At 60.6% G+C, this 13,761-nt stretch carries 12 protein-coding genes; 10 read left to right on the top strand and 2 right to left on the bottom strand.

Annotation, left to right across the window (positions count from 1 at the left end; translation table 11 throughout):
• The first annotated feature begins 228 nt into the window (after nt 1–228).
• From arfA to ampC, 7 genes are all read left to right on the top strand, one after another.
• On the top strand, nt 229–1,749 hold the full coding sequence (arfA, locus tag JOH52_RS20130; RefSeq protein ID WP_014530349.1) for an arabinosylfuranosidase ArfA: 1,521 nt from the start codon (nt 229–231) through the stop codon (nt 1,747–1,749).
• Between the two features lie 61 nt (nt 1,750–1,810).
• Nucleotides 1,811–2,899: an ABC transporter ATP-binding protein gene (locus tag JOH52_RS20125; protein WP_141333318.1), complete on the top strand. Its 1,089-nt coding sequence runs from the start codon at nt 1,811–1,813 to the stop codon at nt 2,897–2,899.
• Between the two features lie 86 nt (nt 2,900–2,985).
• A complete protein-coding gene (locus tag JOH52_RS20120; RefSeq protein WP_014530350.1) occupies nt 2,986–4,254 on the top strand; it encodes an ABC transporter substrate-binding protein in 1,269 nt (422 codons plus the stop codon).
• A 78-nt stretch (nt 4,255–4,332) separates the two neighbouring features.
• Complete coding sequence (locus JOH52_RS20115; RefSeq protein ID WP_010975883.1) at nt 4,333–5,208, top strand: carbohydrate ABC transporter permease; 876 nt, start codon at nt 4,333–4,335, stop codon at nt 5,206–5,208.
• 3 nt (nt 5,209–5,211) lie between these two features.
• Nucleotides 5,212–6,036: a carbohydrate ABC transporter permease gene (locus JOH52_RS20110; RefSeq protein ID WP_004434537.1), complete on the top strand. Its 825-nt coding sequence runs from the start codon at nt 5,212–5,214 to the stop codon at nt 6,034–6,036.
• A gap of 126 nt (nt 6,037–6,162) precedes the next feature.
• Nucleotides 6,163–7,083 carry an ArsR/SmtB family transcription factor gene (locus JOH52_RS20105; protein WP_010975882.1) on the top strand — a complete coding sequence of 307 codons (921 nt, stop codon included), beginning with the start codon at nt 6,163–6,165 and terminating at the stop codon, nt 7,081–7,083.
• A gap of 281 nt (nt 7,084–7,364) precedes the next feature.
• Nucleotides 7,365–8,555, top strand: a complete 1,191-nt coding sequence (gene ampC / locus JOH52_RS20100) for a class C beta-lactamase (RefSeq protein WP_014527113.1) — start codon at nt 7,365–7,367, stop codon at nt 8,553–8,555.
• A gap of 86 nt (nt 8,556–8,641) precedes the next feature.
• Here ampC and JOH52_RS20095 read toward each other — a convergent pair whose 3' ends face one another.
• The gene (locus JOH52_RS20095) at nt 8,642–8,941 is read right to left on the bottom strand and encodes a hypothetical protein (RefSeq protein ID WP_004434550.1); all 300 of its coding nucleotides are present in this window, start codon (nt 8,939–8,941) and stop codon (nt 8,642–8,644) included.
• 201 nt (nt 8,942–9,142) lie between these two features.
• Nucleotides 9,143–10,192 carry a LacI family DNA-binding transcriptional regulator gene (locus JOH52_RS20090; protein WP_010975880.1) on the bottom strand — a complete coding sequence of 350 codons (1,050 nt, stop codon included), beginning with the start codon at nt 10,190–10,192 and terminating at the stop codon, nt 9,143–9,145.
• A 233-nt stretch (nt 10,193–10,425) separates the two neighbouring features.
• On the opposite strand from JOH52_RS20090, the gene JOH52_RS20085 reads away from it, so the two are divergent.
• The 3 genes from JOH52_RS20085 to JOH52_RS20075 all read left to right on the top strand — a co-directional run bounded on the left by JOH52_RS20085 (nt 10,426) and on the right by JOH52_RS20075 (nt 13,670).
• Entirely contained in the window at nt 10,426–11,457 is a 1,032-nt protein-coding gene (locus tag JOH52_RS20085) for a Gfo/Idh/MocA family protein (RefSeq protein ID WP_017263558.1), read from the top strand.
• A gap of 13 nt (nt 11,458–11,470) precedes the next feature.
• Nucleotides 11,471–12,373, top strand: a complete 903-nt coding sequence (locus JOH52_RS20080; protein WP_010975878.1) for a sugar phosphate isomerase/epimerase family protein — start codon at nt 11,471–11,473, stop codon at nt 12,371–12,373.
• A gap of 64 nt (nt 12,374–12,437) precedes the next feature.
• The gene (locus tag JOH52_RS20075) at nt 12,438–13,670 is read left to right on the top strand and encodes an ABC transporter substrate-binding protein (protein ID WP_013850587.1); all 1,233 of its coding nucleotides are present in this window, start codon (nt 12,438–12,440) and stop codon (nt 13,668–13,670) included.
• Nucleotides 13,671–13,761: the final 91 nt, after the last annotated feature.

Here is a 13,761-nt window from a genome sequence, read left to right as displayed (position 1 = left end):
CCACACAATCGCAGGGGCCCTTAGCCGTCTAATCGGTTGGCCGGGGGATCGTTCCGCGGGCCTCAGCGAAACGCCGTGCACTTCCGGATTCCGGCAGGATAAAACCCAAAAAAACGCGCAAGCTGCACCATGTGTATCGGAAATTTTGATATAAAACAAAACTCTTGAAATAAAAAATCATACAATTTAGCTTCATCCAAAATCGACTTCAATAAATGAGGAAACATCATGCGAGCGAAGGCTACCCTTAATCGGGAATATACAATCTCGTCCGTCGACAAGCGGGTATACGGCTCGTTCCTGGAGCACATGGGCCGTGCCGTTTATACGGGCATCTATGAGCCCGGCCACGAAAACGCGGATAAGGACGGCTTTCGAACCGATGTTTTGGATATGGTGCGGGATCTCGATATGCCGATCGTCCGCTATCCCGGCGGCAACTTCGTTTCCGCTTACCGCTGGGAGGACGGGATCGGGCCGCGCGAGGAGCGTCCGGTGCGCCTCGATCTTGCCTGGCGCACGCGCGAAACCAACCAGGTTGGGGTCAATGAGTTCGCCGATTGGGCGAAGCTCGCGGGTACCGAGATGATGCTGGCGATGAATCTCGGTTCGCGCGGTCTCGACGACGCTCGCAACTTCCTCGAATACTGCAATCATCCCGGCGGCACCTATTGGAGCGATCTGCGCTCAAAGCATGGCTACAAGGAGCCGCACAATGTGCGCATCTGGTGCCTGGGTAACGAGATGGATGGACCTTGGCAGGTCGGTCACAAGAGTGCGGCCGAATACGGCCATCTCGCCAACGAGGTAAGCAAGGCCTTCAAGTATTTCGACAAGACGCTGGAGACCGTCGTCTGCGGCTCCTCGAACGACAAGATGAAGACCTACCCGGAATGGGAGGCGACGGTTCTCGAGGCCAGCTACGACAGCGTCGACTACATCTCGCTGCACAAATATTTCGGCAACGAGGAGCAGGACACCCTCAATTACTATGCCAAGGCGATCGAACTGGACCGGTACATCGTGACGATCGGCGGCGTGATCGACTACATCAAGGCGAAGAAGCGTTCGAAGCGCGACGTCAAGATCTGCTTCGACGAGTGGAACGTCTGGTATCACGACCGCAAGGAGGATGGCGAGCGGATTGCCAGCTGGGACTGGCCGGAAGCGCCGCCGCTGCTGGAAGAGCTCTACAATCTCGAGGATGCGATCTTCGTCGGCTCTCTGCTGAACGTCTTCATCCGGAGATCGGACCGCGTCAAGATCGCCTGCATGGCACAGCTCGTCAATGTCATCGCGCCGATCCTCACCAAGGCCGGAGGTCCCGCCTGGCGGCAGTCGATCTACTATCCGCTTCAATATGCCTCGAAATACGGCCGTGGCACTGCGCTCACCGTCGCGCAGTCCGGCCCCACCTACGATTGCGAGGTGGCTCAGGACGTACCCTACCTCGACCTGTCGGCGGTGCTGCACGAGGACGGCAAGTCGATCGCCGTCTTCGCGATCAACCGCAGCCTCGACGAGCCGCTCGGCCTCACCGTCGATCTTCAGGGCTTCAAGGGGGCGAAGATCGTCGAGCACCAGATGCTCGCGGGCGACGACCTGAAGGCGCGTAACTCGGTCGAGGATCAGAACCGCATCGTTCCCAAGTCCGGCAAGGAACTCACGATAGACGATACGGGGACGCTGGTCGGCTCGCTGCCGCCGCGCTCCTACCACTTCGTCCTCTTGTCCGTCGCTTCTGCATAAGCCTTTCAGGCCCGGGCGGCCGGGTGACGCCCGGGCCAGAATTCACTATCGGGGAGGTTCAATGTCCGGAATCAAATTGACCGGCGTCAGCAAGTCGTTCGGCGCCGTGAAGGTGATCCATGGTGTCGATATAGAAATAGGGCAGGGCGAATTCGCTGTCTTCGTCGGGCCCTCGGGCTGCGGGAAGTCGACACTGTTGCGCATGATCGCGGGGCTGGAGGAGACGACCGGCGGCGAAATCAGGATCGATGCCGAGGACGTCACCCACAAGGAGCCATCGAAGCGCGGCGTCGCCATGGTCTTCCAGTCCTATGCGCTCTATCCGCACCTCTCCGTATTCGACAACATGGCGTTCAGCCTTTCCATCGCCCGCCGGCCGAAGGCGGAGATCGAGCAGAAGGTCAAGGCAGCCGCGGAAATCCTTCGGCTCTCGGACTATCTGGACAGCAAGCCGAGCCAGCTTTCGGGCGGCCAGCGCCAGAGGGTCGCAATCGGGCGCGCAATCGTGCGCGAGCCGCGGGTCTTCCTTTTCGACGAGCCGCTTTCGAATCTCGATGCCGAGCTCAGGGTCAAGATGCGCATGGAGATCGCCCGGCTGCACCGCCAGATCGGGGCGACGATGGTCTATGTCACCCACGATCAGGTCGAGGCGATGACGCTGGCGGACAGGATCGTCGTGCTGAAGGCAGGCGTGGTTCAACAAACGGGCGCGCCCCTCGAGCTTTATCGAAATCCGGACAACATGTTCGTTGCGGGCTTCATCGGATCGCCGGGGATGAATTTCCTGAAGGCCCGGGTCGTTCCCGGCAGCGGCGACAGGCTCACGATCGAGCTCCACGACGCCACCGGGGTTCCGTTCGAAATTCCGGCACGGACGGGTCCCGCCGTGGGCGAAGAGATTTTCGTCGGGGTGAGGCCGGAGCACATCACGCTCGGCGAACGGGAAGGCGGCGTTGGCCTGGACGTGACGGCCGAGTTCATCGAGGAACTCGGCGGGACCGGCTACCTGCATGCCCTCACGGTGACGGGCGAGGAAATGACTATCGAGTGCCGGGGTGAGGAGCGGCCGCAACCCAAGCAGGCGGTCCGCCTGACCTTGGCACCCGAGGAGATGTTCGCCTTCGAGGGAAGCGGCGAGCGGCTCCGTTGAAAGCGGTTTCGGATGGGAGGACATCCGGGCGAGGAGCAATGCGGCAAAAGGCGATGGATTGAACTTCAAAACAGGAGGAGAGAGACGTGAAGAAGCTACTGAAACTTGCCCTTGCGGGTGCGCTGGCGATCCTGCCTTCGGCAGTTGCCCATGCACAGACGGACATTACCTGGTGGGACTTCCTCAGCGGCGGCGACGGCGTCCGCATGAAGGCGCTCATCAAGGAGTTCAACGACACGCACCCCGACATCCGCATCAACGCGACTACGCTTGAATGGGGCGTGCCCTTCTACAGCAAGGTTCAGACGGCGGCCGCCGTCGGCCAGCAGCCCGACATCATGACCTATCATCTGTCGCGCTTCCCGCTTGCCATTCCCTCGGGCGTTCTGCGGCCGCTGGCACCTGAGGAACTCGAGGCAGCAGGCATCAAGAAGGAAAACTATGTCGAAGCGAGCTGGAACTCGGCTTCTGGCGACGGCAAGACGTATGGCGTTCCCTTCGATGTCCATTCGGTTGTCCTCTACTATAACAAGAACATCCTGAAGGAGGCGGGCCTGCTCGGGGACGACGGCCTGCCGAAGGGCCTGGACGGTCTCGACAACTTCAACGCCGCCCTCGAAAAGATCAAGACGACCGGCAAGGTCCAATATCCGCTTTCGCTCCACACCGACGAAGGCGGCTCGATGTGGCGGGTATTCTACACGCTCCTTTCTCAGCAGGGCGCCAAATTCATCGAAGGCGAGGAGATCCTGCCGGGGGGGGCCGGCGTCAAGGCGCTGACATCGATGGCCAACTGGGTTTCGTCCGGCTATTCGCCGCAGCTCATATCCTATGAGGCTTCGATCGCTCTCTTCACCTCCGGCAAGGCGGCCATGCACATCAACGGCGTTTGGGAAGTGCCGACGATGGTCGATCTCGAGAAGAACAACAATCTCGGCTTCGAATGGGGCGCTATCCAAATCCCGGTTCTGATGGGACAGCCTGCGACCTGGGCGGACTCCCATGCCTTTGCCGTTCCGAACAGCGAAGAAAAACCGATCTCGCCGGAGAAGCTGAAAGCCGTTCTCCAGATCATTGCCTGGATGAACGAACACAGCATCTCCTGGGCCGGCGCTGGCCACATTCCGGCCTACAAACCAGTAACCGAAAGCGCCGAATTCAAGGCCATGCAGCCGAATTCGACCTACGTCAAGCTCGCCGACACCGCGGTTTTCGATCCTGTCTCGCCGCTGGCAGGCGTTGGCGGACCGATCTACGAGGCGACGCAGAATTTCATCGTGCCTGCCTTGAATGGCCAGCTCGATCCGGCGGATGCCATCGAGCAGATGCGTGAAGAACTGAAGAGCCAGATGTAACGCGTAGATCAATGAACCGGCCGGCCACCGTTGCCGGCCGGTGGTTCGTAAATTCGGCACGGGAGGACTATTTCGGTGATGACGAGCGAGAGACGGAGCAAGACGCTGACCGCGGTTCTGATGATCACACCGTTCGTGATCACCTATCTGACGGTCTTCGCCTATCCCGTCTATAAGATGTTCGCCTTGAGCTTTACCAACGCACCGCTGGTCGGCGAAGGCGAGTGGGTCGGCTTCGACAATTATCTGAAGCTGCTCAACCAGAAACTGTTCTTCACATCGGTGTGGAACACCGGCTATTTCGTCGTGCTCACCGTCATACCCAACACGCTGATCGGTCTCGGTCTGGCGCTGATGGTCGTACGCCTCAAAGGCTGGCTGCAGAGCCTCATCCTGGTGCTGTTCTTCCTGCCCTATATCCTGCCGGTCTCGGTCGTCACGCAGATCTGGGAGTGGGTACTCGACCAGCAGTTCGGGATTGCGCAACATGTCATCGAATTCGTCACCGGCAGGCGCATCAGTGTCTTTCGCGACCCCTTATGGGCAATGCCCATGGTGGCCCTCGTCACCATCTGGTGGACCAACGGGTTCAATCTTCTGCTTTTCATAGCGGGCCTGCGCAATATTCCGACCGACTATTACGAGGCGGCAATGCTCGACGGCGCGACGCGCTGGCAATGCTTCAAACGCATCACATGGCCGCTGATCTGGCCGGTCACCGCGCTCGTCCTGACACTGCAACTCATCCTGCAGCTCAAGATTTTCGATCAGGTCTATCTGATGACGGAAGGCGGTCCCTTCAACTCGACCTACGTCCTGCTTCAGCTCGTCTATCGCGAGGCGTTCCGCCTCAACCACGGCGGGCTCGGCTCGGCTGTGGCGGTCTTCCTGTTCCTGATCATCGTGACCGTATCGGTGCTTCAGTACCAGCTTCTGCGCGTGAGGGGGCGCTGAGCGATGCAACGGAAATCCATCGGCAATATCCTTCTTCTGCTTCTTACCCTGTGCGTCGCCTGCATGTGGGCCTTTCCCCTCTATTGGGCGGCGGTGACGTCGATGAAGCCGGAACAGGAGGTTATCAGCAAGACGACCTTCATCCCCGACGTCTTCAACTTCTCGGCCTATTATTTCGCCCTGTTCGAGACCAATCTCGCAACCTGGTACGTGAACTCGCTCGTCACCTCGATCACGGTCACCGTGGTCGTGATCCTGATCAGCGTCATGTGCGCCTATGCGCTGTCGCAGATCGTCTTTCCGGGAAGGCGGCTCCTTTACGGGATCATTCTCGCGAGCTTCATGGTTCCATCCCAGGCGCTCGTCGTTTCGCAATTCGTGCTGATGTACCGCTTCGGCCTGATCAACAGCTGGGGCGGCATCATCTTGCCTCAGCTCATCGTCCCGGTGGTCGTGATCGTCTACAAGCAGTTCTTCGATTCCGTGCCGAAGGAACTGCGCGAGGCGGCAAAGCTCGACGGCTGCGGCGATTTCCAGATCCTGTTCCGGCTTTATCTTCCGCTCAACTGGGGGATCACGACGGCGCTGGCGATCATCACCTACATCATGGCCTGGAACGCCTTCCTCTGGCCGTTCCTCGTCACGAATTCGGAGGAGATGATGACGGTGACCGTCGGCATCACACAGGTCGACGACGCCTTCGGTGTGAAATATGCACGCGACATGGCCGTCGCCATTCTCGCGGCCATGCCGGTCGCGCTCGCCTATCTGCTCTTCCAGAAGAGGGTGACGCAGGCGCTCATGCTGTCGTCCGGCATCAAGGGCTGAGCCGACGATCCGCGGCGGTTTCGGCCGCCTCGGATCGGAATTCGTAAAACGAAACAATGCGACAATTGGCGCAGCGGCGTGTTATCAGCGCAGATCACGCCTGAGCCGGAGCGGCAGTAGCAGAGTATGGAGACGAAGCTTCTTACAGTGGACCCGATCAAGGATGCGGATGTCGTCCAGGCCTTGGGCTCAGCAACGCGCATCGAGATCCTCAACCTTCTGCGCCTGAAGGGCCCTCTGAACGTCAACGAGATCGCGACCCATATGGGCCTGCCGCAATCGACGACGGCAACCAACCTCAAGTCGCTGGAGAGGGCCGGCCTCATCCAGACCCATACGATGAAGGCGACCAAGGGTAATCAGAAGATCTGTTCCAGCATCTACGGCGAGATCCTCATCCGCTTCGACGACCGCACCAATCTTTCAGACGACGTCGTGACCGTCAGCATGCCGATCGGCCTTTTCACCGAATTCGAGGTGGAAGCGCCCTGCGGACTCTGTTCGGTCAACAACGTCATCGGCATGCTCGACGTCCAGGAAGTCTTTCTCGATCCGCAGCGCATGCAGGCCGCACTGCTCTGGTTCACGCGCGGCTATGTCGAATACAAGTTTCCGAACAATGCTAAGGTCACGGGACGGACGGTCCGCAAGATCGAGTTCTCCGCCGAACTGAGCTCCGAGACGCCGGCCACGAACGCCAACTGGCCCTCCGACATCTCCATCTGGATCAACGGCATCAAGGCCGGCTACTGGACGTCGCCCGGCGACTACGGCGACCGACGGGGCATGTATTCGCCGGCTTGGTGGAAGCTCAGCGGCTCGCAATACGGCAAGCTCAAGACCTGGACCATCGACGACCGCGGTACATGGATCGACGGCGCGATGGTGTCGACTCAGACGATAAATTCCCTCGGCATACCGGATCATCATTCGATACGGTTCCGGATAGGCATCGACGAGAAGGCGGAGAACCCCGGAGGGCTCAACATCTTCGGCAAGGGTTTCGGCGATTTCGACCAGGACATCGTCATGACGATCTATTTCTAGGTTTCCGGTGTCGGGCTCAGGTAGCGCCGTGTTCGTGGCCTCTACAAGCCAGGTCCGGAGGCGACGGATGCAGTGCAGTGCCCAAGTTCTTCTAATGGCTCGCGCAAGATCTTGTCGTTTGTGAAATGCGCACAGGGCTCATATGCATGTCTCGTCCGTTTGCCTCTTCCGGTTGTTGTGCGCCGGGCACGCGCCGTAGCTCAGGCGCATCCGGGCTGACGGACGGCCGCATTCCGCCGTGCGGCAGAGATCCACACGAACACGAGGTCTGGACACCTGTCATGACACATTTTTCCGCGACGAAATTCGTAATGGCTGCGGCTGCTTTGCTCTGCTGCGGAGCCGGCGCGCACGCCGCCGACCGAGGCGAGGAAGGAGAGCTTGCACGCTTAGTGGACGAGACGATCCGGCCGCTGATGAGGGAGCATGGCGTTCCGGGAATGGCGATCGCGGTCACCGTCCGCGGAAAGAAGTACATCTTCAACTATGGCCTGGCGTCGAGAGAGAGCGGGCAGAAGGTCACCGACGAAACGATGTTCGAGATCGGCTCGGTCAGCAAGACCTTCACGGCGATGCTCGCATCCTATGCCGAAGCGCGTGGGGATCTGGCCCTATCCGATCCTGCCGGCAAATATCTGCCCGCGCTCGCCGGGACCCGTTTTGACGACATCAGCCTTCTCAATCTCGGGACCTATACCGCCGGCGGACTGCCATTGCAGTTTCCCGATTCCGTTACCGATCAGGAGAGCATGATCGACTACTACAGAGATTGGCGCCCGACCTATGCCGCCGGGACGCACAGGCTTTACTCGAACCCGAGCATCGGCCTCTTCGGCTATCTAGCCGCAAAGAGCATGGGCGAGCCTTTCGCCGATCTGATGGAGAAGAGCATATTCCCGGCATTCGGCCTGACGAGCACCTTCATAGCCGTTCCGCAGGATCGGGCGGACGACTATGCCTATGGTTATTCGAAAGCCGGCAAGCCGATCCGCGTCACGCGCGGCGTTCTCGACTCGGAAGCCTACGGCGTAAAGACGACCGCTGCCGATCTGATCCGCTTCGTTGAGGCAAACATCGATGGAACGGGCCTGGACGAGCCGATCCGGCGCGCGATCGCCGCAACGCACACCGGATACTTCAAGGTCGGGGCCATGACGCAGGGGCTCGGCTGGGAGATGTATCCCTATCCGACGAAGCTCGACGATCTGCTTGCCGGCAATTCCAGCCGGATGGCGCTCGAGCCGCACAAGGTCAGCAAGCTCGTTCCGCCCGCGGCGCCCCAGGAAAACCTGTGGATCAACAAGACCGGCTCGACCAACGGTTTCGGCGCCTATGCAGCCTTCGTCCCGGCCGAGCGCATCGGCATCGTGATGCTGGCGAACAGGAATTACCCGATTCCTGCCCGCGTGAAAGCCGCATACCAGATACTGTCGACGCTCGAGAGCGGCCCCGGATCGGCGGACGCCCGCTGAAGCCGGCCGCGATCGTACCGCGCTCCGATCGGGGGCGCGGTGCTAGAACCGCATGACGAGAAGTGCGGTCCTCAACGCGTCGGTATTCAATAAGCTCTTGGGGGTACAAACAGGCAGATCGTCTTCCCATAGGCTTTGCCCGCCGCAGAGCACCAGTGGTACTCGCCGTCCGGCGACATTCGAACCCTGCTGTCGGCATAGGGGAGGACTTCGCCAGTAGCTCTGACGATATAGCCTTGCGGTCGCTCGCTGATCGCGGTCTGCGCGACCTTGCGGCAATCCATTGTTGAACAGCAGGCGCTCGGATACTGCCAACCGCTTGGAGCATCGTGGGCAAAGGCCGTCGTTGCGGACAGCCCGGCGAGTAGGAAGAGAAATCCGCGCATGGGGTCTCCTTTCAGGAGCAGTCACCAATCCGGACTGCAGCCGGCAGGTTCGCTACGGCGGCGGTGCGTCCAAGCGCAGAACCCGCCTAGCACTTTGCGTGCTCCATGACATTGGCCCGCAATCGGCTCCGATTTAAGGAATCATGCAGCAAGCTTCAAACCTGCGGATCGGTAAAATGATCCACCCCGGCCGGGCTTATGTCAGCCGCGACTTTCGTCCCCATTGACGAGAAAGCCGTCGCTTTCGCCCTCGACCAGCTCCATCGGCCAGACTGCGTTTACCAGCGCTTGCGGATAATGGTCCTTGAAAGCAGGCATCGTCGACAGCAGCGTTTCCGCAAGCGCTATGCCGAGGTCGCGCAGCGACAGGCGGAAGCAGGTGAGCGGCGGCGAGAGAAAGTGTGCATGCGGGCTGTAGCGCCCGATCACTGCAATGTCGCGGCCCGGCCTGACGCCCGCTTCGGAGAGGCCCTGGTAGAAGCCGATGGCGATCGTCTCATTGACGAGCAGGGCAGCCGTCGGCCGGTCCTTGATGGCCAGGAGTTCGCGCGCGATCTGATAGCCGCCGGTCTCGTTCGGCGTCGATCGGAAGATCAATTCTTCCTCCAGGGGAAGGCCATGCGCGGCAAGCGCTTCGCGGCAGCGGTCGACGAAGACATAACCGAGGTTGGCATCGTCGTGCGGACGGGTGACCGCGATGCGGCGATGTCCGCGCGCAACCAGACGGTCGATGGCGATCTGCGCCATCCCCTCGAAGTCGAGGTCGAGCCAGGGGCGGCCGGCATCCGTCAGGCTTCGGCCGAGCGTTACGAAGGGGATATTGCGTTCGGCCAGAAACTCTATGCGCGGATCGTGACGCCGGGTTGCCGAAAGGATCAACCCGTCGGCAAAACCGCGCGCGACGACGCGGCGCAGGTAATCGGTCGGATCTTCCTCGGACGAGCAGAGCAGGGCGACAAGGTCGAGCTTGTGCCTGGCGAAAACTGCCTGCACGCCGTCGAAGACGCTCATGAAGAACGTGTCGCCCTGACCGGTGATCTCCGTTCCGGTCTGCATCATGAAGCCGATGATGTTGGTGGTGCCCTGCCTCAGGCTGCGGCCGGACTGGTTCGCCACATAACCGAGCCTTTCAGCCGCCTCCAGGACACGCCTGCGAGTCTCCTCATTGACGTCGGGGCGGCCGTTCAGTGCACGCGAAACGGTTCCGATCGAAATATCGAGATGCTGCGCCAGGCGCCGAATTCCCTTCATGCGAAGCGCTTTTCCTCTCTAATCACCGGTCAACCCGGTCATACCGACCCGCAATCAACGCGACCGATATACTTTGAAGTTGAACCGGGCAGGCGGCCATAAGCAGCCCGCGATTTCCCTCTCATCGACCGAGCTTTCCGAATCCCTATTGACATGTTTCGGAAAGTCCGCATAGTTCCGTAAACGTTTACGGTGGCCGAAACAAGCCGGAAACCAAGGTTTGTGGGAGGAGAATGGTGATTTTGCGCGCAGTTCTGTGCGGGTGCGGAGCTATGGCCAAAGGTTGGCTCAAGGCGATCGCCGCGGACCGCGAACTCCAGTCGGCAATCCGGATCGTCGGGCTCATCGACGTCAATCCCGAAGCGGCTCGTGCGCTCGCGGCGGAGTTCGAGATCGAAGGCGCCGTTGTCGGTTCAGACCTCGATGCGGTGTTGACGGAGACGGCACCCGACATCCTTTTCGACATCGTCGTACCTGCTGCGCGCCGCGACGTGGTCGCCACCGCGCTCAGGCACGGCTGTCACGTGCTGAGCGAGAAGCCGATGGCCGCCTCGCTCGAGGCCGCCCGCGAGCTGATCGAACTCGCCAGGAATGCGGACAGGATCCATGCAATCGTGCAGAACCGCCGCTTCATCTCCGGCATACGCCGCATACGTCGCTTCATCGAAAGCGGCGCGATAGGAGATCTGACGGGCATCCACTGCGACTTCTTCATCGGCGCGCATTTTGGCGGCTTTCGCGAGGAGATGGAACATGTGCTGCTTCTCGACATGGCGATCCACACCTTCGATGCCGCCCGGTTCATCGCCGATAAGACACCGCTCGCCGTGTATTGCCACGAAGAAAACCCGCAGGGCTCCTGGTACGCGCACGGCGCGGCCGCCACCGCGATATTCGAGCTTTCCGACGATGTGACCTTCACCTATCGCGGTTCCTGGTGTGCCGAAGGCGCCAATACGAGCTGGGAGAGCGAGTGGCGGATTATAGGCACCAAGGGCACGCTGCTCTGGGACGGCGCCGAGGCGCTGAGCGCGAACCGTGTCGCCGGCAGCGAGGGCTTCTTCCGTCCGCTCGTACCGGTCGAAGTTCCCGAAGCAGCCGATCCGCTTGAGACGCACGGGCATGCCAGCGTCATCGCCGATTTCGTCGCTGCGGTCCGCTCCGGCACCAAGCCGGAAACGGCGGGCGACGACAATTTCAACAGCCTTGCCATGGTCTTTGCGGCGATCGAAAGCGCCCGCACCCGGCAACGCGTGACAATCTGAAGTGAGGCATCTGATGAGCAATCCAGCCAAATCCATCCGCGTCGGCACCATGGTCAGCGCCACAAAGGGCGAAGCCGCGAAGCGCATAGGCGAGATCGCCGATCTGGGGTTCGAAAGCTTCGAACCCTTCTTCTGGCAGACCACCAACGGGCAGGATCTTGCCGAGCTCGGCAAGCGCTGCCGTGAGGCAATCGGCGACCGCGACATCACGATCTCGACGCTCGGCATGTTCGGCAATCCGCTGGAGGAGACCGACATCGACCTCCAGAGCCTGCAGGGCTGGAAGGACTGCATCGACAACGCCCATCATTTCGGCGCGACATGCGTCGCCGGCTTTACGGGACGCATCCGCAACCGGCCGCTGACTGACAGTCTGCCGCGCTACCGCAAGATCTGGCGCGAGCTCGCCCAGCGCGCCGCCGATAAGGGCGTAAAGATCGCCTTCGAGAACTGCGCCATGGACGGCAACTGGGCGACCGGCGACTGGAACATCGCTCACAATCCGGACGCCTGGGAACTCATCTTCAACGAGACGCCGGACGACAACATCGGTCTGGAGTGGGAGCCTTGCCACCAGATGGTCTATCTGATCGACCCGCTGCCGCAGATCCGCAAATGGGCGCCCAAGATATTCCACGTGCACGGTAAGGACGCGACGATCCGCTGGGACGTCATCCGCGAGCACGGCATCTTCGGCAAGGAGAAGTTCGTCTTCATGCGCACGCCCGGGTTCGGCGACAGCAATTGGACCGACATCATCTCGGAACTCCGGCTCGCCGGCTGGTCCGGTTCGATCGACATCGAAGGCTGGCATGACCCGGTATACCGCGATGCGCTGGAAATGACGGGCCAGGTGCACGCTCTGAATTACCTGAAAGGCTGCCGTGGCGGCGACTTCGTCGCCGATCCGGCCTGAGACATGAACGACGGCCGGCACGGGGGGCGCCGGCCCTCGGAAAAACCCGAAAGAGGAGGAGTCCATGGGTATCCGTAAATATGCAATGCTGGGTGCATTCGCCCTTGCCAGTGTTTCCTTGCCGGCCTTTTCGGCAAGCGCTGAGGATGTAACGATCAGTGTCTGGTCGCTGGACCGGGACATCCAGCCGGCACCGAACTTGATAAAAGATTTCAACAAGCTGAACACCGGTATTAAAGTGGAATATCGGCAGATCCAGTTCGACGACGTGGTCAGCGAAGCGATGCGAGCCTATTCGACGGGGCAGGCGCCGGACATCATCGCTGTCGACAATCCCGAACACGCGCTCTTTGCGTCCCGCGGTGCATTTCTCGATCTGAGCCAGATGATCGCGAAGTCCTCGGTCGTCAAGCCGGAGAACTACTTCAAGGGGCCACTCGCCTCCGTGACCTGGGACGGGAAATATTACGGCGTCCCCAAGGCAACCAACACGATCGCCCTTTACTACAACAAGGACATGTTCAAGGCCAAGGGCCTGGACCCGAACAAGCCTCCGCAAACCTGGGACGAACTCGTCGAGGCGGCGCGCAAGCTGACCGACCCGGCTCAGAACGTCTACGGCATCACCTTCTCGGCCAAAGCCAACGAGGAGGGGACATTCCAGTTCCTCCCCTGGGCGCAGATGGCCGGCGGCGGTTACGACAACATCAACGCCGAGGGCGCGGTCAAGGCGCTGGACGTCTGGAAAACGATCATCGACCAGAAGCTCGCCTCGCCCGACACGCTGACACGCAGCCAATGGGACGCCACCGGTACCTTCAATTCCGGCAACGCGGCCATGGCGATCTCCGGTCCCTGGGAAATCGATCGTATGCTCGAGGAAGCGAAGTTCGATTGGGGCGTAGCGCTGCTGCCCGTACCGGAAGTCGGCGCTGAACGCTCTTCGGCCATGGGCGATTTCAACTGGGCGGTCTTCGCGAATACCGAGCATCCGGAAGAAGCCTTCAAGGTCCTCGAATATTTCGTTTCGCAGGACGACCGGATGTTCAAGGACTTCGGGCAACTGCCGCCGCGCTCCGACATCGCCATCCCGGCGACCGGCGAGCCGAAAAAGGACGCGGCTCTCCAGGTCTTCGTGGAACAGCTGAAATATGCGAAGCCCCGCGGCCCCCATCCCGCATGGCCGAAGATCTCCAAAGCTATTCAGGACGCCATCCAGGCGGCGCTTACCGGGCAGATGAGTTCCAAGGAAGCGCTCGACCAGGCGGCCGAGAAGATAAAGGCGGTTCTCGGCTGAGCCCGCAAGTGCTTTTCCTGGAATGATCTAAACGGCAAATGGAGTTCACTGGTGGATTGTAGCGACGATCCGCCCAGGATTTTCTCCCGAG

Origin of the sequence: Sinorhizobium meliloti (genome assembly GCF_017876815.1) — a bacterium.
Classification (GTDB): Bacteria; Pseudomonadota; Alphaproteobacteria; order Rhizobiales; family Rhizobiaceae; genus Sinorhizobium; species Sinorhizobium meliloti.
This window is presented reverse-complemented; position numbering and strand designations above follow the sequence as displayed.